The organism is Micromonospora sp. TSRI0369 (assembly GCF_001905625.1).
Taxonomy (GTDB): domain Bacteria; phylum Actinomycetota; class Actinomycetes; order Mycobacteriales; family Micromonosporaceae; genus Micromonospora; species Micromonospora echinospora_A.
Genome location: NZ_LIVU01000004.1, coordinates 383075 through 406582, shown reverse-complemented (window position 1 = coordinate 406582; position 23508 = coordinate 383075). Strand labels below are relative to the sequence as shown.

Annotated in this window: 37 protein-coding genes; all 37 read left to right on the top strand. The window is 68.4% G+C overall.

The features are described from left to right. Positions 1-334 precede the first annotated feature (334 nt). The 37 genes from rpsL to truA all read left to right on the top strand — a co-directional run bounded on the left by rpsL (position 335) and on the right by truA (position 23504). Positions 335-709 (top strand): 30S ribosomal protein S12, encoded by a 375-nt coding sequence (rpsL, locus tag AMK25_RS14865; RefSeq protein ID WP_007465318.1) that lies wholly within the window; start codon positions 335-337, stop codon positions 707-709. Position 710: 1 nt separating this feature from the next. Then, positions 711-1181, top strand: coding sequence for a 30S ribosomal protein S7 (rpsG, locus tag AMK25_RS14860; RefSeq protein ID WP_073828950.1), 471 nt, complete (start codon positions 711-713; stop codon positions 1179-1181). A 76-nt stretch (positions 1182-1257) separates the two neighbouring features. Then, positions 1258-3354 carry an elongation factor G gene (gene fusA, locus AMK25_RS14855; RefSeq protein ID WP_073828949.1) on the top strand — a complete coding sequence of 699 codons (2097 nt, stop codon included), beginning with the start codon at positions 1258-1260 and terminating at the stop codon, positions 3352-3354. Between the two features lie 222 nt (positions 3355-3576). Further along, positions 3577-4770, top strand: coding sequence for an elongation factor Tu (gene tuf, locus AMK25_RS14850; protein ID WP_073828948.1), 1194 nt, complete (start codon positions 3577-3579; stop codon positions 4768-4770). 356 nt (positions 4771-5126) lie between these two features. Next, positions 5127-5435 (top strand): 30S ribosomal protein S10, encoded by a 309-nt coding sequence (gene rpsJ, locus AMK25_RS14845; RefSeq protein WP_007073037.1) that lies wholly within the window; start codon positions 5127-5129, stop codon positions 5433-5435. Positions 5436-5446: 11 nt separating this feature from the next. Then, positions 5447-6112, top strand: coding sequence for a 50S ribosomal protein L3 (gene rplC, locus AMK25_RS14840; RefSeq protein WP_073828947.1), 666 nt, complete (start codon positions 5447-5449; stop codon positions 6110-6112). Then, positions 6109-6774: a 50S ribosomal protein L4 gene (gene rplD, locus AMK25_RS14835; RefSeq protein WP_073828946.1), complete on the top strand. Its 666-nt coding sequence runs from the start codon at positions 6109-6111 to the stop codon at positions 6772-6774. Before rplC ends, rplD begins: the two co-directional genes overlap by 4 nt. Beyond that, on the top strand, positions 6771-7073 hold the full coding sequence (rplW, locus tag AMK25_RS14830) for a 50S ribosomal protein L23 (RefSeq protein ID WP_013288632.1): 303 nt from the start codon (positions 6771-6773) through the stop codon (positions 7071-7073). Before rplD ends, rplW begins: the two co-directional genes overlap by 4 nt. 12 nt (positions 7074-7085) lie before the next feature. Then, positions 7086-7925 carry a 50S ribosomal protein L2 gene (rplB, locus tag AMK25_RS14825; RefSeq protein ID WP_030489588.1) on the top strand — a complete coding sequence of 280 codons (840 nt, stop codon included), beginning with the start codon at positions 7086-7088 and terminating at the stop codon, positions 7923-7925. A gap of 12 nt (positions 7926-7937) precedes the next feature. Continuing rightward, entirely contained in the window at positions 7938-8219 is a 282-nt protein-coding gene (gene rpsS, locus AMK25_RS14820; protein WP_007073032.1) for a 30S ribosomal protein S19, read from the top strand. 40 nt (positions 8220-8259) lie between these two features. Continuing rightward, on the top strand, positions 8260-8709 hold the full coding sequence (rplV, locus tag AMK25_RS14815) for a 50S ribosomal protein L22 (RefSeq protein ID WP_013288630.1): 450 nt from the start codon (positions 8260-8262) through the stop codon (positions 8707-8709). Then, on the top strand, positions 8709-9581 hold the full coding sequence (rpsC, locus tag AMK25_RS14810) for a 30S ribosomal protein S3 (protein WP_073828945.1): 873 nt from the start codon (positions 8709-8711) through the stop codon (positions 9579-9581). Before rplV ends, rpsC begins: the two co-directional genes overlap by 1 nt. A 3-nt stretch (positions 9582-9584) precedes the next feature. Then, positions 9585-10010 (top strand): 50S ribosomal protein L16, encoded by a 426-nt coding sequence (rplP, locus tag AMK25_RS14805; protein ID WP_007465292.1) that lies wholly within the window; start codon positions 9585-9587, stop codon positions 10008-10010. Next, complete coding sequence (gene rpmC / locus AMK25_RS14800) at positions 10010-10246, top strand: 50S ribosomal protein L29 (RefSeq protein ID WP_013288628.1); 237 nt, start codon at positions 10010-10012, stop codon at positions 10244-10246. The genes rplP and rpmC overlap by 1 nt, the downstream gene beginning before the upstream one ends. Continuing rightward, complete coding sequence (gene rpsQ / locus AMK25_RS14795; RefSeq protein WP_073828944.1) at positions 10243-10521, top strand: 30S ribosomal protein S17; 279 nt, start codon at positions 10243-10245, stop codon at positions 10519-10521. Before rpmC ends, rpsQ begins: the two co-directional genes overlap by 4 nt. Positions 10522-10618: 97 nt before the next feature. Then, entirely contained in the window at positions 10619-10987 is a 369-nt protein-coding gene (gene rplN / locus AMK25_RS14790) for a 50S ribosomal protein L14 (RefSeq protein WP_007073026.1), read from the top strand. Then, positions 10984-11304: a 50S ribosomal protein L24 gene (gene rplX / locus AMK25_RS14785; RefSeq protein WP_192900122.1), complete on the top strand. Its 321-nt coding sequence runs from the start codon at positions 10984-10986 to the stop codon at positions 11302-11304. Before rplN ends, rplX begins: the two co-directional genes overlap by 4 nt. Further along, entirely contained in the window at positions 11304-11873 is a 570-nt protein-coding gene (gene rplE, locus AMK25_RS14780; protein ID WP_018784556.1) for a 50S ribosomal protein L5, read from the top strand. Before rplX ends, rplE begins: the two co-directional genes overlap by 1 nt. Before the next feature lies 1 nt (position 11874). Further along, positions 11875-12060: a type Z 30S ribosomal protein S14 gene (locus AMK25_RS14775; protein ID WP_007465272.1), complete on the top strand. Its 186-nt coding sequence runs from the start codon at positions 11875-11877 to the stop codon at positions 12058-12060. A 98-nt stretch (positions 12061-12158) separates the two neighbouring features. Further along, the gene (rpsH, locus tag AMK25_RS14770; protein WP_073828943.1) at positions 12159-12566 is read left to right on the top strand and encodes a 30S ribosomal protein S8; all 408 of its coding nucleotides are present in this window, start codon (positions 12159-12161) and stop codon (positions 12564-12566) included. 16 nt (positions 12567-12582) lie between these two features. Further along, positions 12583-13125 carry a 50S ribosomal protein L6 gene (gene rplF / locus AMK25_RS14765; protein WP_073828942.1) on the top strand — a complete coding sequence of 181 codons (543 nt, stop codon included), beginning with the start codon at positions 12583-12585 and terminating at the stop codon, positions 13123-13125. Next, positions 13122-13511, top strand: coding sequence for a 50S ribosomal protein L18 (rplR, locus tag AMK25_RS14760; RefSeq protein ID WP_073828941.1), 390 nt, complete (start codon positions 13122-13124; stop codon positions 13509-13511). The genes rplF and rplR overlap by 4 nt, the downstream gene beginning before the upstream one ends. Before the next feature lie 33 nt (positions 13512-13544). After that, positions 13545-14159, top strand: coding sequence for a 30S ribosomal protein S5 (rpsE, locus tag AMK25_RS14755; RefSeq protein WP_013288621.1), 615 nt, complete (start codon positions 13545-13547; stop codon positions 14157-14159). Continuing rightward, positions 14159-14341, top strand: coding sequence for a 50S ribosomal protein L30 (gene rpmD, locus AMK25_RS14750; RefSeq protein WP_073828940.1), 183 nt, complete (start codon positions 14159-14161; stop codon positions 14339-14341). Before rpsE ends, rpmD begins: the two co-directional genes overlap by 1 nt. Then, positions 14341-14784 carry a 50S ribosomal protein L15 gene (gene rplO / locus AMK25_RS14745; RefSeq protein WP_018784561.1) on the top strand — a complete coding sequence of 148 codons (444 nt, stop codon included), beginning with the start codon at positions 14341-14343 and terminating at the stop codon, positions 14782-14784. Before rpmD ends, rplO begins: the two co-directional genes overlap by 1 nt. Positions 14785-15021: 237 nt before the next feature. Then, positions 15022-16350, top strand: a complete 1329-nt coding sequence (gene secY, locus AMK25_RS14740; protein WP_073828939.1) for a preprotein translocase subunit SecY — start codon at positions 15022-15024, stop codon at positions 16348-16350. After that, entirely contained in the window at positions 16351-17004 is a 654-nt protein-coding gene (locus AMK25_RS14735) for an adenylate kinase (RefSeq protein ID WP_030501603.1), read from the top strand. It begins immediately after the preceding gene. A 96-nt stretch (positions 17005-17100) separates the two neighbouring features. Then, positions 17101-17955, top strand: a complete 855-nt coding sequence (gene map, locus AMK25_RS14730) for a type I methionyl aminopeptidase (RefSeq protein ID WP_073828938.1) — start codon at positions 17101-17103, stop codon at positions 17953-17955. 92 nt (positions 17956-18047) lie between these two features. Further along, positions 18048-18572, top strand: coding sequence for a DUF1707 SHOCT-like domain-containing protein (locus AMK25_RS14725; protein ID WP_073828937.1), 525 nt, complete (start codon positions 18048-18050; stop codon positions 18570-18572). Between the two features lie 232 nt (positions 18573-18804). Further along, entirely contained in the window at positions 18805-19026 is a 222-nt protein-coding gene (gene infA / locus AMK25_RS14720; RefSeq protein ID WP_007073013.1) for a translation initiation factor IF-1, read from the top strand. A gap of 92 nt (positions 19027-19118) precedes the next feature. Continuing rightward, positions 19119-19232: a 50S ribosomal protein L36 gene (rpmJ, locus tag AMK25_RS14715; RefSeq protein WP_012184307.1), complete on the top strand. Its 114-nt coding sequence runs from the start codon at positions 19119-19121 to the stop codon at positions 19230-19232. 207 nt (positions 19233-19439) lie between these two features. Beyond that, positions 19440-19820 (top strand): 30S ribosomal protein S13, encoded by a 381-nt coding sequence (gene rpsM, locus AMK25_RS14710; protein WP_013288614.1) that lies wholly within the window; start codon positions 19440-19442, stop codon positions 19818-19820. An 18-nt stretch (positions 19821-19838) separates the two neighbouring features. Then, positions 19839-20246 carry a 30S ribosomal protein S11 gene (gene rpsK / locus AMK25_RS14705; RefSeq protein ID WP_013288613.1) on the top strand — a complete coding sequence of 136 codons (408 nt, stop codon included), beginning with the start codon at positions 19839-19841 and terminating at the stop codon, positions 20244-20246. Positions 20247-20260: 14 nt separating this feature from the next. Further along, complete coding sequence (gene rpsD, locus AMK25_RS14700) at positions 20261-20887, top strand: 30S ribosomal protein S4 (protein WP_073828936.1); 627 nt, start codon at positions 20261-20263, stop codon at positions 20885-20887. 95 nt (positions 20888-20982) lie between these two features. Next, complete coding sequence (locus tag AMK25_RS14695) at positions 20983-22005, top strand: DNA-directed RNA polymerase subunit alpha (RefSeq protein ID WP_007073009.1); 1023 nt, start codon at positions 20983-20985, stop codon at positions 22003-22005. Between the two features lie 34 nt (positions 22006-22039). Next, complete coding sequence (gene rplQ / locus AMK25_RS14690) at positions 22040-22600, top strand: 50S ribosomal protein L17 (protein WP_030501600.1); 561 nt, start codon at positions 22040-22042, stop codon at positions 22598-22600. 70 nt (positions 22601-22670) lie between these two features. After that, positions 22671-23504, top strand: coding sequence for a tRNA pseudouridine(38-40) synthase TruA (gene truA, locus AMK25_RS14685; RefSeq protein ID WP_073828935.1), 834 nt, complete (start codon positions 22671-22673; stop codon positions 23502-23504). Positions 23505-23508: the final 4 nt, after the last annotated feature.

Below are 23508 nucleotides of genomic sequence, written 5' to 3'. Positions count from 1 at the left end.
ATCGCGAAGAGCGGTCCTCCCGACCCATCCGTTTTGACCGGCGCGGCTGTGGTAGGTACTCTTTCCCCTTGTGCCCGGGCTCGCCCGGGCAATGCGTGCGTGCGCTGGAACCGGTCAGCCGGTGAATAGCGCCGTCGCGCACCATCAAGACCAAACACCCGGTACGACGCGTCAGCGGCCGGCACCGGGACCGTGACTTGGGCGACACGCCCGACCGCGGGTGCTGGGGAGCCGTCAGGCGGCCCTGGTTGGAATGTAAGAGAGCCGCCCATCCGGACGGCTGGAGCAGACGGCGCGGTCGCCTCGCAGCGGCCGAAGGGAGCGGAGAAACCCGGTGCCCACCATTCAGCAGTTGGTCCGAAAGGGCCGCCAGGCCAAGACGACCAAGACGAAGACCCCTGCGCTCAAGGGGTCTCCCCAGCGGCGCGGCGTGTGCACCCGCGTGTACACCACCACCCCGAAGAAGCCGAACTCGGCGCTGCGCAAGGTCGCTCGTGTCAAGCTCAGCAGCCAGATCGAGGTGACCGCCTACATCCCGGGCGTCGGCCACAACCTGCAGGAGCACTCGATCGTGCTCGTGCGTGGCGGCCGTGTGAAGGACCTCCCGGGCGTGCGGTACAAGATCGTGCGCGGCTCGCTGGACACCCAGGGTGTCCGCAACCGCAAGCAGGCTCGCAGCCGCTACGGCGCGAAGAAGGAGAAGAGCTGACATGCCGCGTAAGGGACCCGCTCCGCGGAAGCCGCTGGTCGCTGACCCGGTGTACAACTCCCCGCTGGTCACCCAGCTGGTGAACAAGATCCTGATGCGCGGTAAGCGTCAGCTCGCCGAGCGCATCGTGTACGCCGCCCTGGAGGGCTGCCGCGAGAAGTCCGGCACCGACCCGGTCGTCACGCTCAAGCGCGCGATGGACAACGTCAAGCCGACCCTCGAGGTGCGCAGCCGCCGTGTCGGTGGCGCCACCTACCAGGTTCCGGTCGAGGTCCGGCCGTCCCGCGCGACCACGCTCGGTCTGCGCTGGCTGGTGACCTACTCCCGGGCCCGGCGCGAGAAGACCATGGTCGAGCGGCTGATGAACGAGCTGCTGGACGCGAGCAACGGCCTGGGCGCCGCCGTCAAGCGGCGTGAGGACACGCACAAGATGGCCGAGTCCAACAAGGCCTTCGCGCACTACCGCTGGTAACACCTGAGGTTCCGGCGCCCACCCGGCGCCGGAACCGCCACCAGTTGTGTCGAGACGACGATAAGTAGGGATTGAAGTGGCCGCCGCAGACGCGCTCGCCAACGTACGCAACATCGGCATCATGGCCCACATCGATGCCGGTAAGACCACTACCACCGAGCGAATCCTGTTCTACACCGGCATCACGTACAAGATCGGTGAGGTCCACGAGGGCGCCGCCGTCATGGACTGGATGGAGCAGGAGCAGGAGCGCGGTATCACCATCACTTCCGCCGCCACCAAGTGCGAGTGGAAGGGCCACACGATCCAGATCATCGACACGCCCGGCCACGTCGACTTCACGGTCGAGGTCGAGCGGTCGCTGCGGGTGCTGGACGGTGCGGTCGCGGTCTACGACGGCGTGGCCGGCGTGGAGCCCCAGACGGAGAACGTCTGGCGGCAGGCGGACAAGTACAACGTCCCCCGGATGTGCTTCGTCAACAAGCTCGACCGGACCGGCGCCGACTTCTTCCGCTGCGTGCAGATGATGATCGACCGGCTCAACGCCACCCCGCTGGTGCTCCAGATCCCGATCGGCGCCGAGTCCGACTTCATCGGCGTGGTCGACCTGGTCGAGATGCGTGCGCTCACGTGGCGCGGCGAGACCCAGAAGGGTGAGGACTACGCGGTCGAGGAGATCCCGGCCGACCTCGCCGACTCCGCCGCGGAGTGGCGCGAGAAGCTGATGGAGACCCTCGCCGACGTCGACGACTCGGTGATGGAGAAGTACCTCGAGGGCGAGGACATCTCGGTCGACGAGATCAAGGCCGCCATCCGCCGGGCCACCATCGCCGGCAAGGCCAACCCGGTCCTCACCGGTACCGCCTTCAAGAACAAGGGCATCCAGCCGATGCTGGACGCGGTCGTCGCGTACCTGCCCTCGCCGCTGGACATCCCGGCGATCGAGGGTACGGCCACCGACGGCGAGACCCCGCTGCAGCGGAAGCCCGCGGTCTCCGAGCCGTTCTCCGGCCTGGCCTTCAAGATCCAGACCGACAAGCACCTCGGCAAGCTGACGTACGTCCGGATCTACTCCGGCACGCTCGAGTCCGGTTCTCAGGTGATCAACTCCACCAAGGACCGCAAGGAGCGGATCGGCAAGATCTACCAGATGCACGCCAACAAGCGGGAGGAGCGCAGCTCCGCCCAGGCCGGCGACATCATCGCGGTGCAGGGTCTGAAGCAGACCACCACCGGTGACACCCTGTGCGACCCGGCGAACCCGGTCATCCTGGAGTCGATGACCTTCCCGGAGCCGGTCATCGAGGTGGCCATCGAGCCGAAGACCAAGGCCGACCAGGAGAAGCTCAGCACCGCCATCCAGCGGCTGGCCGAGGAGGACCCGACCTTCCGCGTCAAGCTGGACGACCAGACCGGTCAGACGGTCATCTCCGGCATGGGCGAGCTGCACCTGGACATCCTGGTCGACCGGATGCGCCGCGAGTTCAACGTCGAGGCGAACATCGGCAAGCCGCAGGTGGCGTACCGCGAGACCATCCGCCGCAAGGTGGAGAAGGTCGAGTACACCCACAAGAAGCAGACCGGTGGTTCCGGCCAGTACGCCCGCGTGATCATCAGCGTGGAGCCGCTGCCGCTGGGCAACGACGCGCCGACCTACGAGTTCGCCAACGCGGTGACCGGTGGCCGCATCCCCCGGGAGTTCATCCCCTCGGTGGACGCGGGCGCGCAGGACGCCATGCAGTACGGCATCCTCGCCGGCTTCCCCCTGGTGGGCGTCAAGCTCACCCTGGTGGACGGCCAGTACCACGAGGTCGACTCGTCGGAAATGGCGTTCAAGATCGCCGGCTCGATGGCGATGAAGGAGGCGGCCCGCAAGGCCGACCCCGCTCTCCTCGAGCCGATGATGGCCGTTGAAGTCACCACTCCTGAGGAGAACATGGGTGACGTCATCGGCGACCTCAACTCCCGGCGTGGCATCATCCAGGCGATGGAGGAGCGCAGCGGCGCTCGCGTCGTCCGGGCCCTGGTGCCGCTGTCGGAGATGTTCGGCTACGTCGGCGACCTGCGGTCGAAGACCCAGGGCCGGGCTAGCTACAGCATGCAGTTCGACTCCTACGCCGAGGTTCCGAACTCGGTGGCCAAGGAGATCATCGCCAAGGCGACGGGTGAGTGACGCTCACCCTCGGCTGACCCGATGACACGAGGGCGGTCGCGGGAGGGTTCTCCCGCCCGCGGCCACCTCGATCGGATTGCGTGAGACCGGGCCTGTAGGCTTCATCGCCGCAGAACCCACAAAAGCTCTCCGGCCTTCCGGCCGGAAAGGCTGTCGACAGAGTCCTAAGCGCCGAACCGCGCGCCGGGGCGAACGAACCAAGAAAGTCCACAGGAGGACCCAGTGGCGAAGGCTAAGTTCGAGCGGACTAAGCCGCACGTCAACATCGGCACCATTGGTCACATCGACCACGGTAAGACGACGCTGACGGCGGCCATCACCAAGGTCCTGCACGACCAGTACCCGGACCTGAACCCGTACACGCCGTTCGACGAGATCGACAAGGCGCCGGAGGAGAAGGCCCGCGGCATCACGATCTCCATCGCGCACGTCGAGTACCAGACCGAGGCGCGTCACTACGCGCACGTCGACTGCCCCGGTCACGCCGACTACATCAAGAACATGATCACCGGTGCCGCGCAGATGGACGGCGCGATCCTGGTGGTGGCGGCGACCGACGGCCCGATGCCGCAGACCCGCGAGCACGTGCTGCTGGCCCGTCAGGTCGGTGTGCCGTACATCGTCGTGGCGCTCAACAAGAGCGACATGGTCGACGACGAGGAGCTCCTGGAGCTCGTCGAGCTCGAGGTGCGCGAGCTGCTCTCCTCGCAGGAGTACCCGGGTGACGACCTGCCGGTCGTCCAGGTCTCCGCGCTGAAGGCGCTCGAGGGCGACCCGGTGTGGACCGAGAAGCTGCTCGAGCTGATGAGCGCGGTCGACACCGCGATCCCGCAGCCCGAGCGCGAGACCGAGAAGCCGTTCCTCATGCCCGTCGAGGACGTGTTCACGATCACCGGTCGTGGCACCGTCGTCACCGGTCGTGTCGAGCGTGGCGTGCTGCTCCCGAACGAGGACGTCGAGGTCGTCGGCATCCGCGAGAAGGGCTTCAAGACCAAGGTCACCGCGATCGAGATGTTCCGGAAGACCCTGGACGACGCCCGCGCAGGCGAGAACGTCGGCCTGCTGCTGCGTGGCACCAAGCGCGAGGACGTCGAGCGCGGCATGGTGGTCATCAAGCCGGGCACCACGACCCCGCACACGGAGTTCGAGGCGACGGTCTACATCCTCTCCAAGGAGGAGGGCGGCCGGCACACCCCGTTCTTCCAGAACTACCGCCCGCAGTTCTACTTCCGGACCACGGACGTCACCGGCGTCGTCACGCTGCCCGAGGGCACCGAGATGGTCATGCCGGGCGACAACACCTCGATGTCGGTGAAGCTGATCCAGCCCATCGCCATGGAGGAGAACCTGAAGTTCGCGATCCGCGAGGGTGGTCGTACGGTCGGCGCTGGTCGCGTCACCAAGATCATCAAGTGAGCTGGGTAACCCCGATTAGCGTCGCCGCCGGTCGTGCGGCATACTAGTCAGGTTGCGTAACGACAGTCGGTCGCCTGCGTCCGGTTAACGCTGGACCTCCGGGAGTCAGACTGTCTCGCGTAGGGTGGTTGGCTGCCATCGGGCGGTCAACCACCCTCGCGCGGCGTTCAGGTCGCGGTTCCCGCGATCGGCGCCATGACCCACCGCGTGGTCAGAGAATCGCTCCGGAGTCCCGGGGCGGAGCCTGGCCCACGGGCGCGACACGCCCGACCGCGGGGGTCGGCGGAAGTGGGCCTGTGCCAGCCGGTACAGGCGCCCGCAACACAGCGGCATCGAGAGAAGGAACAGAAGCCACCATGGCGGGACAGAAGATCCGCATCCGGCTCAAGGCCTATGACCACGAGGTCGTCGACTCCTCGGCTCGGAAGATCGTCGAGACGGTGACGCGTACCGGGGCGCAGGTCGCTGGCCCGGTGCCGCTGCCCACGGAGATCAACCGTTTCTGCGTCATCCGCTCGCCGCACAAGTACAAGGACTCGCGCGAGCACTTCGAGATGCGTACGCACAAGCGTCTGATCGACATCATCGACCCGACCCCGAAGACGGTCGACTCGCTCATGCGCCTCGACCTGCCGGCTGGCGTCGACATCGAGATCAAGCTGTAGGGACCGGACAAATGGACAGGCAAGTCAAGGGGATCCTGGGCGCCAAGCTCGGCATGACCCAGGTCTGGGACAACAACAAGGTTGTGCCCGTGACCGTGGTTCAGGCCGGCCCGTGCGTCGTGAGCCAGGTTCGTAGCGCCGACAAGGACGGCTACTCCGCGGTCCAGCTGGCGTACGGGGTCATCGACCCGCGCAAGGTCAAGAAGCCGGTCGCCGGGCACTACGCCAAGGCGGACGTCGCGCCGCGCCGGCACATCGTCGAGCTGCGCACCTCCGACGCCGCGGACTACGCGCCGGGCCAGGAGGTCACGGTCGAGGAGTTCCCGGCCGGCGCCGTGATCGACGTGACCGGCAAGACCAAGGGCAAGGGCTACGCCGGCCCGATGAAGCGGCACGGCTTCCACGGCCTGCGCGCCAGCCACGGTGTCGAGCGCAAGCACCGCTCGCCCGGCTCGATCGGCGCCTGCGCGACCCCGGGTCGCGTCTTCAAGGGCACCCGGATGGCGGGCCGGATGGGTGGCGTGCGCTACACCGTCCAGAACCTGACCGTCCAGGCGGTCGACACCGAGAACAACCTCCTGCTCGTCCGCGGCGCCATCCCTGGCCCGAAGGGCGCGCTGGTCCTGGTCCGCACCGCGGCCAAGGCGAAGGTGAAGAAGGGCGGTGCGGCCAAGTGACCACCGTTGACGTCATCAACGTCGAAGGCGCCAAGAGCGGCTCCGTGGAGCTGCCGGCCGACATCTTCGACGCGCAGGCCAACATCGCCCTGATGCACCAGGTCGTGGTGGCCCAGCTTGCGGCGGCCCGCCAGGGTACGCACAAGACGAAGACCCGCGGCGAGGTCTCCGGTGGAGGCAAGAAGCCGTACAAGCAGAAGGGCACCGGTCGTGCCCGCCAGGGCTCGACCCGCGCGCCGCAGTTCGCCGGCGGTGGCGTGGTCCACGGCCCGGTGCCGCGCGACTACAGCCAGCGCACCCCGAAGAAGATGAAGGCCGCCGCCCTGCGTGGCGCCCTCTCGGACCGGGCCCGCGCCGGCCAGGTGCACGTCGTCGAGGCGTTCGTCTCGGGTGAGAAGCCGTCCACCAAGGCGGCCCTGGCCACGCTGACCAAGCTGACCCAGGCCCGTCGGGTCCTGGTCGTGCTGAGCAGCACCGACGAGCTGAACTGGGTGTCGCTGCGGAACCTGCGCAACACGCAGGACGGCCGGGTGCACCTGATCGAGGCCGGCCAGCTCAACACCTACGACGTGCTGGTGGCCGACGACGTGGTCTTCACCAAGGAGGCCCTGGACGAGTTCCTGGGCGTTCCCGCCGAGACCACCGAGGAGGATGGCAAGTGAGCACGATCGCCGATCCGCGTGACGTCATCGTCGCGCCGGTCGTCTCGGAGAAGAGCTACAGCGAGCTGAACCGCAACTGGTACACCTTCCTGGTGCACCCGGACGCGAACAAGACGGAGATCAAGATCGCTATCCAGCAGATCTTCAACGTCCGCGTCCTGACGGTCAACACGCTCAACCGCGAGGGCAAGCGCAAGCGGACCCGTACCGGGTTCGGCAAGCGCAAGGACACCAAGCGCGCGATGGTGAAGCTGGCTGACGGTGACCGTATCGAGGCCTTCGGCGGCCCGGTCAGCTGAGGGGTGTAGACAATGGCTATCCGTAAGTACAAGCCGACGACGCCGGGCCGGCGTGGCTCGAGCGTTGCCGACTTCGCCGAGATCACCCGGTCGACGCCCGAGAAGTCGCTGCTGGCTCCGCTGCCGAAGAAGGGCGGACGCAACGCCCACGGCCGGATCACCACGCGGCACCACGGTGGCGGTCACAAGCGCCAGTACCGTCTGATCGACTTCAAGCGGGTCGACAAGGACGGCGTGCCGGCGAAGGTCGCCCACATCGAGTACGACCCGAACCGCACCGCGCGCATCGCGCTGCTGCACTACGCCGACGGCGAGAAGCGCTACATCCTCGCGCCGAAGGACATGAAGCAGGGCGACCGCGTCGAGTCCGGTCCGGGCGCCGACATCAAGCCGGGCAACAACCTGCCGCTGCGCAACATCCCGGTCGGTACCACCATCCACAACGTGGAGCTGCGTCCGGGCGGCGGCGCCAAGCTGGCCCGTTCGGCCGGCGTCGGCATCCAGCTGCTCGGCCGTGAGGGCGCGTACGCGACCCTGCGTATGCCGTCCGGTGAGATCCGGCGCGTGGACGTGCGCTGCCGCGCCAGCATCGGCGAGATCGGCAACGCCGACCAGTCGAACATCAACTGGGGTAAGGCCGGCCGTATGCGGTGGAAGGGCAAGCGCCCGACCGTCCGTGGTGTCGCGATGAACCCGGTCGACCACCCGCACGGTGGTGGTGAGGGTAAGACCTCCGGTGGTCGCCACCCGGTCAACCCGCAGGGTAAGCCCGAGGGCCGCACCCGTCGTAAGGGCCAGCCGAGCGACCGGCTGATCGTCCGCCGCCGCTACGCCACGCGTAAGCGCGGCTGAGGGAGATAAGACATGCCTCGCAGCCTGAAGAAGGGCCCGTTCGTCGACGACCACCTGCTCAAGAAGGTGGAGACGCAGAACGACAAGGGCTCGAAGAACGTCATCAAGACCTGGTCGCGCCGCTCGACGATCATCCCGGAGATGCTGGGTCACACGATCGCCGTGCACGACGGACGTAAGCACGTCCCGGTCTTCGTGACCGAGGCCATGGTCGGGCACAAGCTCGGCGAGTTCGCGCTGACCCGCACGTTCAAGGGTCACGAGAAGGACGACCGGAAGAGCCGCCGGCGCTGACGCCGCGGGCATACGGATAGAGGAACAAGGGGTTACAGCGATGCCAGGAAAGGGCGACGCTCCGGTGCTTCCGGGCGCGCGGGCGGTTGCGCGGCACGTGCGCATCTCGCCGATGAAGGCGCGCCGGGTGGTCAACCTCGTCCGCGGCCTGCCCGCGAAGGAGGCTCTCACGGTGCTGCAGTTCGCGCCGCAGGCTGCGAGCGAGCAGGTGTACAAGGTGCTCGCGAGCGCGATCGCCAACGCGGAGAACAACGAGCGGCTGGACCCCGACGCGCTGCTCGTCAGCGAGGCGTTCGTCGACGAGGGCCCGACCATGAAGCGGTTCCGGCCGCGTGCGCAGGGCCGGGCGTACCGGATCCGCAAGCGCACCTGCCACATCACCGTGGCGGTCGAGGCGGTCGCGGCGGCCACGCCGAAGAAGTCGGCGAAGAAGGCCGCTCCGGCCAAGCCGGCGGCTGAGGAGCAGAGCACGACGGAGGGTGCCGAGTAATGGGTCAGAAGGTTCACCCGACCGGGTTCCGGCTCGGCATCTCGACCGACTGGAAGTCCCGCTGGTTCGCGGACAAGCTCTACAAGGACTACATCGGCGAGGACGTCAAGATCCGCCGCATGATGTCCAAGGGCCTCGAGCGCGCCGGCATTTCCAAGGTCGACATCGAGCGCACCCGGGACCGGGTCCGCGTCGACATCCACACCGCCCGGCCGGGCATCGTCATCGGCCGTAAGGGTGCGGAGGCCGACCGGATCCGCGGCGAGCTGGAGAAGCTCACCGGCAAGCAGGTCCAGCTGAACATCATCGAGGTCAAGAACCCCGAGTCGGACGCGCAGCTGGTCGCCCAGGGCGTTGCCGAGCAGCTGTCCAGCCGGGTCAGCTTCCGTCGGGCCATGCGCAAGGCGATGCAGTCCGCGATGAAGAACCCCGCCTGCAAGGGCATCCGGGTTCAGGTCTCGGGCCGTCTCGGCGGCGCCGAGATGAGCCGGACCGAGTTCTACCGCGAGGGCCGGGTTCCGCTGCACACGCTGCGGGCCAACATCGAGTACGGCTTCTTCGAGGCCCGTACCACCTTCGGCCGGATCGGCGTGAAGGTCTGGATCTACAAGGGCGACGCCGTCCCGGGCCGCGAGGCCCCGGCCGAGGCCGCCCCGTCGCGCGGGCCGCGCCGCGACCGTGGCGACCGGCCGGACCGGCCGCGCCGTGGCCGCTCGGGCTCGTCCGGTACGACCGCCGGTGGCACCGAGGCCGGCCGGGCTGCCGCGACGACCATCGCGCAGCAGGCGGAGACGCCGGCCGGTGAGCCGGTCGACGCCGGCGCCGTGGCAGCGGCCACGACCCAGCCGGCAGAAACGCAGCAGGAGGGCTGACAGATGCTGATGCCGCGCAAGCCCCCGAAGGGCTTCCGCAAGCCGCACCACCCGGACCGCAGTGGCGCGTCCAAGGGTGGTAACCGGGTGGTGTTCGGCGAGTTCGGGATCCAGGCTCTCGAGCCGGCGTACGTGACCAACCGCCAGATCGAGTCGGCGCGTATCGCGATGACCCGTCACATCAAGCGTGGCGGCAAGGTCTGGATCACGATCTTCCCGGACCAGGCCCTCACCAAGAAGCCGGCCGAGACCCGGATGGGTTCCGGTAAGGGTTCGCCCGAGTGGTGGGTCGCCAACGTCAAGCCGGGGCGGGTCCTCTTCGAGATGTCCTTCCCCAACGAGCAGATCGCGCGAGAGGCGATGCGTCGCGCGATCCACAAGCTCCCGATGAAGTGCCGCATTGTTACGCGCGAAGTGGGTGAATCCTGATGGCAGCTGGCGTCAAGCCCTCCGAGCTGCGTGAGCTCTCCGAGGAGGAGCTGGTCACGAAGTTGCGCGAGGCGAAGGCGGAGCTGTTCAACCTCCGCGTGCAGGCCGCAACCGGGCAGCTGGACAACAACCGGCGGCTGCAGGTCATCCGTCGGGAGATCGCCCGGATCTACACGATCATGCGTGAGCGTGAGCTGGGTCTCTCGGCCGCGCCGACTGAGGTGACTGCATCATGAGTGAGAACACCACCACCGCCGCCGCGCGGGCCCGCCGCAAGGTTCGCGACGGCCTCGTGGTCAGCGACAAGATGGACAAGACCGTCGTGGTCGAGGTCGAGGACCGGGTCAAGCACGCGCTGTACGGCAAGATCATGCGCCGTACGCGCAAGCTGAAGGTCCACGACGAGCAGAACTCGGCCGGCATCGGTGACCGGGTCCTGATCATGGAGACCCGGCCGCTGTCCGCCACCAAGCGCTGGCGGCTCGTGGAGATCCTCGAGAAGGCCAAGTAGCGAAGGCTCGAGCTCGGCCGGTTTCGGTCGGGCGCAGGTTCCGCCAGGCTCCGGCCGCCCCGAGCGGCCGGAGAACCGGCAGACATAGGAGATAGACGTGATTCAGCAGGAGTCGCGACTGCGCGTCGCCGACAACACGGGTGCCCGGGAGATCCTGTGCATCCGGGTGCTCGGTGGCTCCGGTCGGCGCTACGCGAGCATCGGCGACGTCATCGTGGCCACCGTCAAGGACGCGATCCCCGGTGCCGGTGTGAAGAAGGGCGACGTCGTCAAGGCCGTCGTCGTTCGGACCGCCAAGGAGAAGCGGCGGCCGGACGGGTCGTACATCCGCTTCGACGAGAACGCCGCCGTCATCATCAAGGACGGTGGGGACCCGCGCGGTACCCGCATCTTCGGCCCGGTGGGCCGGGAGCTGCGGGACAAGCGGTTCATGAAGATCATCTCTCTCGCGCCGGAGGTGTTGTGACCGTGAAGGTCAAGAAGGGCGACACGGTCGTCGTCATCGCCGGCAAGGACAAGGGTGCCAAGGGCAAGGTCATCGCGGCCTACCCGCGGCAGGACAAGGTCCTGGTCGAGGGCGTGAACCGGGTCAAGAAGCACACCCGTATCAGCACCACCCAGCGTGGCGCCAAGACCGGTGGCATCGTCACCCAGGAGGCCCCGATCCACGTCTCGAACGTGATGGTCCTGGACTCCGAAGGCAAGCCGACCCGCGTCGGCTACCGGATCGACGACAACGGCCAGAAGGTCCGCATCGCGCGTAGCACCGGTAAGGACCTCTGATGACCACGGCTACCGAAACCAAGACTCTGCCGCGCCTCAAGGAGCGGTACCGCAACGAGGTGGTGGCCGAGCTGCAGAAGCAGTTCGAGTTCGCCAACCCGATGCAGGTGCCGCGGCTGGTCAAGATCGTCGTCAACATGGGTGTCGGCGAGGCCGCTCGCGACGCCAAGCTGATCGACGGGGCCGTTCGCGACCTGGCCACCATCACCGGCCAGAAGCCGCAGGTCCGGCGGGCCACCAAGTCCATCGCGCAGTTCAAGCTCCGCGAGGGCATGCCGATCGGCGCGAAGGTCACCCTGCGCGGCGACCGGATGTGGGAGTTCCTGGACCGGCTGCTCTCGATCGCGCTGCCGCGTATCCGCGACTTCCGCGGCCTGGACGGGCGCAAGCTCGACGGGCACGGCAACTACACGTTCGGTCTGACCGAGCAGTCGGTGTTCCACGAGATCGATCAGGACAAGATCGATCGCCAGCGGGGCATGGACATCACGGTGGTCACGACCGCCACGACCGACGACGAGGGCCGGGCGCTTCTCAAGCTCCTGGGCTTCCCGTTCAAGGAGAACTGAGATGGCCAAGAAGGCGCTGATCATCAAGGCGGCCGCGAAGCCGAAGTTCTCGGTTCGCGCGTACACCCGCTGCCAGCGGTGCGGTCGTCCGAAGGCGGTCTACCGCAAGTTCGGTCTCTGCCGGGTGTGCATCCGGGAGATGGCCCACCGCGGTGAGCTGCCCGGCGTGTCCAAGGCTTCCTGGTAATAGCCCGGCGCGCTCCGGCGCGTCAGCTGAACTGTCTCTTCGCCGTAGGCCCCGGGCCTGGCCCGGGGAACCCCGGCGAGAAAGGTTGACGAGTTTTCATGACGATGACCGACCCGATCGCAGACATGCTCACGCGTCTGCGTAACGCCAACCAGGCGTACCACGACCAGGTGACGATGCCGTACTCGAAGATCAAGGCGAACATCGCCGAGGTCCTCAAGGCCGAGGGCTACATCGCCACCTGGTCGGTCGAGGAGCCCGAGGAGGGTGCCGTCGGCAAGCGACTGGTCGTCGAGCTGAAGTACGGCCAGAACCGCGAGCGGAGCCTGGCCGGCATCAAGCGCGTGTCCAAGCCCGGTCTCCGGGTGTACGCCAAGTCGGACGGGCTCCCGCGGGTGCTCGGCGGGCTGGGCGTGGCGATCATTTCGACGTCCCAGGGGCTGCTCACCGACCGGCAGGCCCGCAAGCGGAGCGTTGGCGGGGAAGTCCTCGCCTTCGTCTGGTAACGGGAGACAGGTAGAAATGTCGCGTATTGGACGTAAGTCGATCCCGGTGCCTGCCGGCGTCGACATCACGATCGACGGCCGGACCGTCAAGGTCAAGGGCCCCAAGGGCGAGCTGAGCCACGTACTGGCCGAGCCGATCACGGCGGAGCGGGGCGAGGACGGCGAGCTGCACGTCAACCGGCCCAACGACGAGCGCAAGGCCAAGGAGCTGCACGGCCTGAGCCGGACGCTGGTGGCCAACATGATCGTCGGCGTGACCGAGGGCTATCGCAAGAGCCTGGAGATCGCCGGCACCGGTTACCGCGTGACCGCCAAGGGCAAGGACCTGGAGTTCGCGCTCGGGTTCTCGCACCCGGTCCTGGTGCAGGCGCCGGACGGCATCACCTTCACGGTGGAGAAGCCGACGCTGTTCCACGTGGCCGGCATCGACAAGCAGCAGGTCGGTGAGGTCGCCGCCAACATCCGGAAGATCCGCCCGCCGGAGCCCTACAAGGGCAAGGGCGTGAAGTACCAGGGCGAGGTCATCCGCCGCAAGGCTGGAAAGGCAGGTAAGAAGTGAGCGCCACGCTGCTCAAGCGCCGCCGCGGCGTCGCCGCCAAGCGTGCCGTCGGGCGTGCGCGTCGGCACTTCCGGGTCCGCAAGAACGTCAGCGGCACCGCCGAGCGTCCCCGCCTCGTCGTCACCCGCTCCCTGCGGCACATGGTGGCCCAGGTCGTGGACGACACCAAGGGTCACACCCTGGCGTCGGCCTCGACCATGGACGCCTCGCTGCGCGGCACCGAGGGCGACAAGAGCGCCCTGGCCGGCAAGGTCGGCGCCCTGCTCGCCGAGCGTGCCAAGGCCGCCGGCGTCTCGAAGGTCGTCTTCGACCGCGGTGGCAACCGGTACGCGGGGCGTGTCGCCGCGCTTGCCGACGCCGCCCGCGAAGCCGGGCTCGAGTTCTAGAAACCCCGTCACGAGAGAGAAGGAAGGCTGCTGATGCCAGGTCAACAGCGCCGTGGCGGCGGGTCCGGTGGCAACGAGGGTGGTCGCCGCGACAACCGCCGTGAGGGCGGCCGCGGAAACGCGCCCGTCGAGAAGACCCCGCACCTCGAGCGGGTCGTCGCGATCAACCGCGTCGCCAAGGTCGTGAAGGGTGGTCGTCGCTTCAGCTTCACCGCCCTCGTGATCGTGGGCGACGGCGACGGCACCGTCGGTGTGGGCTACGGAAAGGCCAAGGAGGTGCCCGCGGCGATCGCCAAGGGTGTCGAGGAGGCCAAGAAGCACTTCTTCAAGGTGCCGCGGATCGGTCAGTCGATCCCGCACCCGGTCACGGGCGAGGACGCCGCCGGTGTGGTGCTGCTCAAGCCGGCCTCCGCCGGTACGGGTGTCATCGCCGGTGGCCCGGTGCGTGCCGTGCTGGAGTGCGCGGGCATCCACGACGTGCTCTCCAAGAGCCTCGGCTCGTCCAACCCGATCAACATCGTGCACGCCACGGTGGCTGCCCTGAAGGGACTCGAGTCCCCGGAGCAGGTCGCGGCCCGTCGTGGTCTGCCGGTCGAGGACGTCGCGCCGGCCGCCATGCTGGCGTCGCGGGCGGGGGTGGCGTCCTGATGGCACGCCTGAAGGTCACCCAGCTCCGGTCCGTGATCGGGACCAAGAAGAACCAGCGTGATTCGCTGCGTTCGCTCGGTCTCAAGCGGATCAACGACGTGGTGGTCAAGGAGGACCGGCCGGAGATCCGCGGCATGATCTTCACGGTCAACCACCTCGTGAAGGTCGAGGAGGTCGAGTAATGACGATCAAGGTGCACCACCTGCGTCCGGCCCCTGGTGCCAAGACCGACAAGACCCGGGTGGGTCGCGGTGAGGGCTCGAAGGGCAAGACCGCCGGTCGCGGTACCAAGGGTTCGAAGGCCCGGAAGAACATCTCACCGGCGTTCGAGGGTGGGCAGATGCCCATCCACATGCGCCTGCCGAAGATGAAGGGCTTCAAGAACAAGTTCAAGGTCGTGTTCCAGGTGGTCAACCTGGACCGGCTGGCCGAGCTGTTCCCGAACGGCGGCCAGGTCGGCCCGGTCGAGCTGGTCGAGGCCGGCGCGGTCCGCAAGGGTCACCCGGTCAAGGTGCTCGGCACCGGCGACCTCGGTGGCGTGTCTCTCCAGGTCTCGGCGCACGCGTTCAGCGCGTCGGCCAAGGAGAAGATCACCGCCGCCGGTGGCTCGGTCACCGAGCTGTAAGGCGATGTTCATGGCGCCCGCTCAGTTGTTCGCAACTGGGCGGGCGCCATGGTCTACCGGCCACGTGTGCGCCGGGTAACATCGGATTCGTTTTATGTAGCCGGGCACATCTGCCCGGACCGGGGTCGGACTGTTAGAGTCCGTTCCCAGCCATGGATTCCGGGCACGCCGCCCGGCACACCACCCCGCCCCGCCAGGATTCGTCACCGGCGGCCCGCGTCGCGCAGGAGGAAGAAGTTGCTGTCCGCCTTTCTCAGTGCGTTCCGTACGCCTGACCTGCGCAAGAAGCTGCTGTTCACAGTAGGCATCATCGCGGTCTACCGGCTGGGCGCCACGCTGCCCAGCCCGGGCGTCTCGTACGGCAACGTGCAGAAGTGTCTCGACACCATCCAGGGTGGCAGCACCGGCGTGCTCAACCTGCTGGATCTCTTCTCCGGTGGCGCGCTGCTCCAGCTCTCGGTCTTCGCGCTGGGCATCATGCCCTACATCACCGCGTCGATCATCCTGCAGCTGCTGACGGTGGTGATCCCGCGCCTGGAGCAGCTCCGCAAGGAGGGCCAGGCCGGTCAAGCCAAGATCACGCAGTACACCCGCTACCTGACGCTGGGCCTGGGCGTCCTGCAGGCCTCTGCCTTCGTGGCGCTGGCCCGCTCCGGCCAGCTGTTCAACAACCAGTGCGACCAGTTCCCGATCGTGCCCCAGGGCACCGGCATCCCGGACTGGCTGACGCTGACCATCCTGGTCATGACCATGACCGCCGGCACCGGCGTGGTGATGTGGCTCGGTGAGCTGATCACCGACCGGGGCGTCGGCAACGGCATGTCCGTGCTGATCTTCACCTCGATCGCGGCTCGCCTCCCCAGCGAGGGCTGGAAGATCAAGACCACCAAGGGCTGGGGGATGTTCCTCCTCGTCATCGCCCTGGTGCTGGTGGTCATCACCGCTGTCACGTTCATCGAGCAGGCGCAGCGCCGCATCCCGGTGCAGTACGCCAAGCGCATGATCGGCCGGCGGATGTACGGCGGCACCTCGACCTACATCCCGCTCAAGGTGAACCAGGCCGGCGTCATCCCGGTCATCTTCGCCTCGTCGCTGCTCTACCTGCCGCAGCTCGCGCTCCAGTTCTTCGATCAGAACGACCCGGGCAAGGTCCAGGCGTGGATCCAGAACCACATCGTGAAGGCGAGCGCGCCGGAGCACATCGCGATCTACTTCCTGCTGATCATCTTCTTCACGTACTTCTACGTGTCGATCACGTTCAACCCGACCGAGGTCGCGGACAACATGAAGAAGTACGGCGGCTTCGTGCCGGGCATCCGCCCCGGCAAGCCGACCGCCGAGTACCTCGACTTCATCCTCAGCCGGATCACCCTGCCGGGCGCGCTCTACCTGGGCATCGTCGCGATCCTGCCGAACTTCTTCTTCATCTGGCTGGACAACCAGCAGTTCCAGAACTTCCCGTTCGGCGGCACCGCTGTGCTGATCATGGTCGGCGTCGGTCTGGAGACCGTGAAGCAGATCGAAAGCCAACTCATGCAGCGGAACTACGAAGGGTTCCTGCGGTAGATGCGACTCGTTCTGGTTGGCCCGCCGGGCGCGGGCAAGGGCACACAGGCGGAGTTCATCGCCGCGCACCTCTCGGTGCCGAAGATCTCGACCGGTGACATCTTCCGGGCGAACGTCTCCCAGGGCACGCCCCTGGGAGTCGAGGCCAAGCGGTACATGGACGCCGGCAAGCTGGTCCCGGACGAGGTCACCATCAACATGGTGCGCGACCGGCTCGCCGAGCCGGACGCGAGCGAGGGCTTCCTGCTCGACGGCTTCCCGCGGACCACTCCGCAGGCCGCCGCGCTGGACAAGCTCCTCGCCGACCTCGGCACCGCGCTGGACCTGGTCCTGGAGCTGGTCGTCGACGACGACGAGGTGATCCGGCGGCTGTCCGGCCGGCGCACGTGCCGGGGCTGCGGCAAGATCTGGCACGTCGAGTTCGACGCGACCAGCCGGGAGGGCATCTGCGACCGCTGCGGCGCGGAGCTGTTCCAGCGGGACGACGACAAGCCGGAGACCATCGCCGCCCGGCTGCGCGAGTACGCCGAGAAGACCGCGCCGCTTGTCGACTACTACGGCGCCCAGGGCAAGCTCGTCGGCATCGACGCGACCGGCCCGGTGGAGGACGTCACGGTCCGCGCCATCGACGCGCTGCGGTCGTACGGCGGCTGAGGTCCCACCCGCCACCTGGCGGATAGAGTGCGAGCAGCGGGGTACGTGCGACGTGCCCCGCTGCTCCGCGTACGCGCGACGAAAGGTAACACCACCATGCGCCGTCACCAGCTGGACATCCAGCTGAAGACCCCCGAGCAGATCGAGCTGATGCGGGCCGCCGGTCTGGTCGTCGCCCGTGCCCTGCGCCGGATGCGCGAGGCGGTGGCGCCGGGCGTGTCGACGGCCGACCTGGACGCGATCGCCGAGTCGACGATCCGCGAGGCCGGCGCGGTGCCGTCCTTCAAGGGCTACCACGGGTTCCCGGCGTCGATCTGCTCGTCGGTGAACCAGCAGGTGGTGCACGCCATCCCGTCGGCTCAGCAGGTGCTGCGCGAGGGTGACCTGATCTCGATCGACTGTGGCGCGGTGCTGGACGGCTGGCACGGCGACGCGGCCGTCACGGTGCCCGTCGGCGAGGTCGACCCGGCGCTGCTGAGGATGACGGCGGTGGCCGAGGACGCGATGTGGGCCGGGATCGCGGCGGCGGCGCGCGGGGCGGCCTCGGGCAAGGGCCGGCTCACCGACATCTCCCACGCGGTGGAGAGCGCGGTCCGCAAGGGCGGCCGGTACGGCATTGTCGACGGCTACGGCGGTCACGGCATCGGCACCGAGATGCACCAGGACCCGCACGTGCTCAACCACGGTCGTCCCGGCAAGGGCCCGCGGCTGGTTCCCGGCCTGGCGCTCGCCATCGAGCCGATGATCACCATGGGTTCGCCGCGTACTGTCGAGATGGCCGACGGCTGGACCGTGGTGACCCGGGACGGCTCGATGGCGGTGCACGTGGAGCACTCGATGGCGCTGCTGGACGACGGCGTGTGGGTGCTCACGGCCGAGGACGGCGGACGGGGCCGCCTGGGCGACCTGGTGACCGCCCGGCAGACTTCTGTCGACTCTCCGGCGGTCTGAGCCGGTGCCTCGACCCGTCCGGATGACCGGCACACGCCGTGCCGCCTTGGCCATGGGGTGCCATGCTGGTTCCCATGGATGAGCGCAACCGGATGCGGGCGGCCGACGCGGACCGGGAGGCCACCGCGGAGCGGCTTCGGGCCGCGCTGGCCGAGGGCCGGCTCGACCTGGGTGAGTACGACGACCGGCTGCGTCAGGCGTACGGGGCGAAGACCTACGGCGAGCTGGACGAGCTGCTGACCGACCTGCCCGGTCCCCGGCCGGCGGAGAGCTCGCTGCCGGCTCCGCGCGCGCCCGGGAAGAACCGGGTGGCCGATCGGGACCAGGCGGCCGTGAGCGCGCGCAACGCCTGGCTGCTGGGGGTGTGGGGGCCCTGGCTGAAGGTGGCCCTGATCCTCACCGCGATCTGGTTCGTCTCCCAGTTGGGTGAGGGCGAGTTCGAGGTCGACGACTACTGGCCGATCTGGGTGCTCGGCCCGTGGGGCGCCGTGGTGCTCTACCAGACGATCCAAGGGCTGGCGCACGGGGCGCCGGAGAACGACGCCGAGCGCCGGCGGCGCAAGCAGGTCGAGCGGGAGGCGCGTCGCCGGGCGAAGCGCGAGCTGCCGGAGACGTGAGCTGCGTCATATCCGCGTCCTGCGGGTGACAGTTGCGCCGGTCGGTTTGGCGAGCGCGCGCGGGTCGGCGTACACTTTCAGATCGGCGCACAGCGTCCACTCCGCCATGCCCACCCTGCGCTTCGGTGGGAGTCGGAGCCGCGGCTGGCGCGGGTTTCCTGATCTTGGTCAGTTCTCCCGTGTAAGACGTTGTGGGCCGTCCGGAGTAACCGACGTCAGGACAGCGGAGGACATGCCGAAAAAAGACGGAGCCATCGAGATCGAGGGTCGGGTCATCGAGCCCCTGCCGAACGCCATGTTCCGGGTGGAGCTCGCGAACGGTCACAAGGTGCTGGCTCACATCAGCGGCAAGATGCGGCAGCACTACATCCGCATCCTGCCGGAGGACCGGGTCGTCGTCGAACTCTCGCCGTACGACCTGACCCGCGGGCGCATCGTCTACCGCTACAAGTAAGCCTGACGGCGGCCGGGACGTTCCCGTGTCCGTCTTCGACGTCCGGGTCGCGCTGCGTCGCGCCTCCGGGCCAGATGGGAAGTAAGGCAACCGTGAAGGTCAAGCCGAGCGTCAAGAGGATCTGCAACAAGTGCCGGGTGATCCGCCGGCACGGCCGGGTCATGGTGATCTGCACCGACCCGCGCCACAAGCAGCGCCAGGGCTGACGCCCCACACATCACCAACTCGTCCCAGCCGCGGTCGGTGCGCAGCGCGTACCCCTCGTGGTTGACCCCCGGTCGGAGGCCGGGGCCCGCTCGGGCAGCGACCCATCCCGGTCGCCGGCGTTCGTCGCCGGAAGGACAGGGACGGTCGGGTAGCGGGGTGGGACGGGTCCACACCTCCGCCACACATCACGAGGAGTACGCCCGCACATGGCACGTCTAGTCGGCGTGGATCTCCCCCGCGAGAAGCGGATGGAGATCGCGCTCACCTACATCTTCGGGGTCGGTCGCACCCGCGCCCTGGAGACGCTCGCCGCGACCGGCATCTCGCCGGACAAGCGCGTTCGGGACCTCACGGACGAGGAGCTCGTCGAGCTCCGGAACCACATCGAGGGCAACTACAAGGTTGAAGGCGACCTGCGCCGCGAGGTCGCCGCTGACATCCGCCGCAAGGTCGAGATCGGCTGCTACGCCGGTATCCGGCACCGCCGCGGTCTGCCCGTGCGTGGTCAGCGCACCAAGACCAACGCGCGGACCCGGAAGGGCCCGAAGCGGACCGTGGCCGGCAAGAAGAAGCCCGGCAAGAAGTAACTAGGAGCGCACAGACTTATGCCACCGAAGGCTCGTGCCGGAGCCGCCGTCAAGAAGGTCCGGCGCAAGGAACGCAAGAACGTCGCCCACGGGCAGGCGCACATCAAGAGCACCTTCAACAACACCATCGTGTCCATCACGGACCCGACCGGTGCGGTCATCTCCTGGGCCTCCTCCGGCCAGGTGGGCTTCAAGGGCTCCCGCAAGTCGACTCCGTTCGCCGCGCAGCTCGCCGCCGAGGCCGCCGCGCGTCGCGCGATGGAGCACGGCATGCGCAAGGTCGACGTGTTCGTCAAGGGTCCCGGCTCCGGCCGGGAGACCGCCATCCGTTCGCTGCAGGCAGTGGGCCTCGAGGTCGGGCAGATCTCCGACGTCACGCCGCAGCCGCACAACGGCTGCCGTCCGCCGAAGCGTCGCCGGGTCTGAGAGGTTAGAGAGAGATGGCTCGTTACACCGGTGCTGACTGCCGCCGTTGCCGGCGGGAGAAGATGAAGCTGTTCCTCAAGGGCAGCAAGTGCGATGGCCCGAAGTGCCCGTTCGAGTCCCGGCCGTTCCCGCCCGGGCAGCACGGCCGCGGCCGCACGAAGGAGACGGAGTACCTGCTCCAGCTTCGTGAGAAGCAGAAGGCCCGTCGTGTCTACGGCGTGCTGGAGAAGCAGTTCCGCGGCTACTACGAAGAGGCCGTGAGCAAGGAGGCCAAGACCGGCGAGGTCCTGCTGCAGATCCTCGAGTCGCGGCTGGACAACGTGGTCTACCGGGCCGGCTACGCCAAGTCCCGGGACATGGCCCGTCAGCTGGTCAAGCACGGCCACTTCACGGTGAACGGCAAGAAGGTCGACATCCCGTCGTACCGCGTCAAGGAGCACGACATCGTCGAGGTGCGTGCGAAGAGCAAGGAGCTCACCCCGTTCCTCGTGGCGCAGGGTGAGGCCGGCTCGCGGACCGTTCCGGCTTGGCTGGAGGCGATCCCGAGCCAGATGAAGATCCTCGTGCACTCGCTCCCGGCCCGCCAGGTGATCGACACCCAGGTCCAGGAGCAGCTGATCGTCGAGCTCTACTCCAAGTAAGGGCTCGTTGCGGTGGCCCGTCCTCCGGGGCGGGCCACCGGAACAGTTGTGTCGTGGGCGTCAAATAGCGGGCGCCCCGGAAGAGAAGAGAAAAGATGCTCATCAGCCAGCGACCGTCTCTCTCCGAAGAGTCGATCAACGAGACCCGCTCCCGGTTCACCATCGAGCCGCTGGAGCCCGGCTTCGGCTACACGCTGGGCAACTCGCTGCGGCGTACGCTGCTGTCCTCCATCCCGGGTGCGGCGGTCACCTCGATCAAGATCGACGGTGTGCTGCACGAGTTCACCACGATCCCCGGGGTCAAGGAGGACGTGGTCGAGCTCGTCATGAACATCAAGGAGCTGTGCGTCAGCTCCGAGCACGACGAGCCGGTCAGCATGTACCTGCGCAAGCAGGGCCCGGGCGACGTGACCGCCGGTGACATCCAGCCCCCGGCCGGTGTCTCGGTGCACAACCCGGACCTGAAGCTCGCCACCCTCAACGGCAAGGGCCGGCTCGACATGGAGCTGACCGTCGAGCGGGGTCGCGGCTACGTCACGGCGGCGCAGAACAAGCAGGCGGGCGCCGAGATCGGCCGGATCCCGGTCGACTCGATCTACTCGCCGGTGCTCAAGGTGACGTACCGGGTCGAGGCGACGCGTGTCGAGCAGCGGACCGACTTCGACCGGCTGATCATCGACGTCGAGACCAAGCCGTCGATGGGCCCGCGTACCGCGCTGGCCTCGGCCGGCTCGACGCTGGTGGAGCTGTTCGGGCTCGCCCGTGAGCTGGACGAGACCGCCGAGGGCATCGACATCGGGCCGTCCCCGCAGGACGCCCAGCTGGCGGCCGACCTGGCCCTGCCGATCGAGGAGCTGGACCTGACCGTCCGCTCCTACAACTGCCTCAAGCGCGAGGGCATCAACTCCGTTGGTGAGCTCATCGGGCGTACCGAGGCCGACCTTCTCGACATCCGCAACTTCGGCCAGAAGTCGATCGACGAGGTCAAGATGAAGCTCGCCGGGATGGGCCTGGGGCTGAAGGACTCGGCTCCGAACTTCGACCCGGCGCACGTCGTGGACGCCTTCGGTGAGGCGGACTACGACACCGACGACTACCGCGAGACCGAGCAGCTCTAGTCCGCGCTGCCGCCACACCTGAGGAGCACCAAGCATGCCCACGCCCACCAAGGGCCCCCGCCTCGGCGGCAGCCCCGCGCACGAGCGGCTGATGCTGGCCAACCTGGCCACCGCGCTGTTCCAGCACGGCAAGATCCAGACCACCGAGACGAAGGCCCGGCGGCTCCGTCCGCTGGCCGAGCAGCTCATCACCAAGGCCAAGCGCGGCGACCTCGCCTCGCGCCGCCGGGTGCTGGGCGTCGTCAAGGACAAGGACGTGGTCTACGCCCTGTTCGACCAGATCGCGCCCCGGTACGCCAACCGCAACGGTGGCTACACCCGGATCGTGAAGACCGGTCCGCGCAAGGGTGACGCCGCTCCGATGGCGATCATCGAGCTGGTGGAGGAGCTTCAGGTCGCCGAGCCGAAGGCGAACAAGAAGACCGCCGCCCGTAAGGCCGCGCAGCAGGACAAGGTCGAGGCCCTGGCCCCGGCCGAGGAGAAGCCGCGCTCCAGCGAGGGCGACCAGGACGCCGAGGCCCCGGTCTCCGCGTCGGGTGACACCGCCGCCGCCCGCGAGGACAGCGACGAGGCCACCGAGAACGACAAGGCCTGAGATCAGGCTCGACCGGGCCCGGCATCCCCTCGGGGGTGCCGGGCCCGTCGCCGTCGACAGGAGGTACGAGGTGGACGAGCGGATCCGGCTGCGGCTGGACGTCTCGTACGACGGCACGGACTTCTCCGGCTGGGCGCCCCAGCCGACCCGGCGCACGGTGGCCGGCGTGCTCATGCAGACGCTGGACCTGGTGCTCGGCGCGGGCACGGCGACCGGCCTCACAGTGGCCGGGCGTACCGACGCCGGGGTGCACGCCACCGGGCAGGTCTGCCACCTCGACCTGCCCGCTGCGGTGTGGCGGGAGCACGAGGGGCGGTTGCTGCGCCGGCTGGCCCGGCTCCTCCCGCCGGACGTGCGGGTACGCGCCATGACCGAGGTGCCGGCCGACTTCGACGCCCGGTTCTCGGCCACGTTCCGGCGCTACGAGTACCGGGTCACCGACGCCCCGTGGGGCGCCGAGCCGCTGCGTCGCGGGGACACTCTGGCCTGGCCCAAGCCGCTGGACCTGGCGGCGCTGAACGCCTCCGCGGCCGGTCTGGTGGGCGAGCACGACTTCGCCGCGTACTGCCGGCGCAAGGAGAACGCGACCACGCTGCGCGAGGTGACCCGGCTGGACTGGCGGCGCGACCCGGACGGGATCCTGGTGGCCACCGTCCAGGCCGACGCGTTCTGCCAGAACATGGTGCGCAGCCTGGTGGGGGCGATGCTTGTCGCCGGGGACGGGCGGCGGCCGGTCCAGTGGCCGGCCGGCCTGCTGACCCGCCGGGAGCGGTCCAGCGAGGTGACGGTGGCGCCCGCGCACGGCCTGGCCCTGGTCGAGGTGGGCTACCCGGCCGACCCGGCCGAGTACGCCCGCCGCGCAGAGGAGACCCGCCGGTTGCGGGTGCCGGTGGCCGAGGGCTGACCGG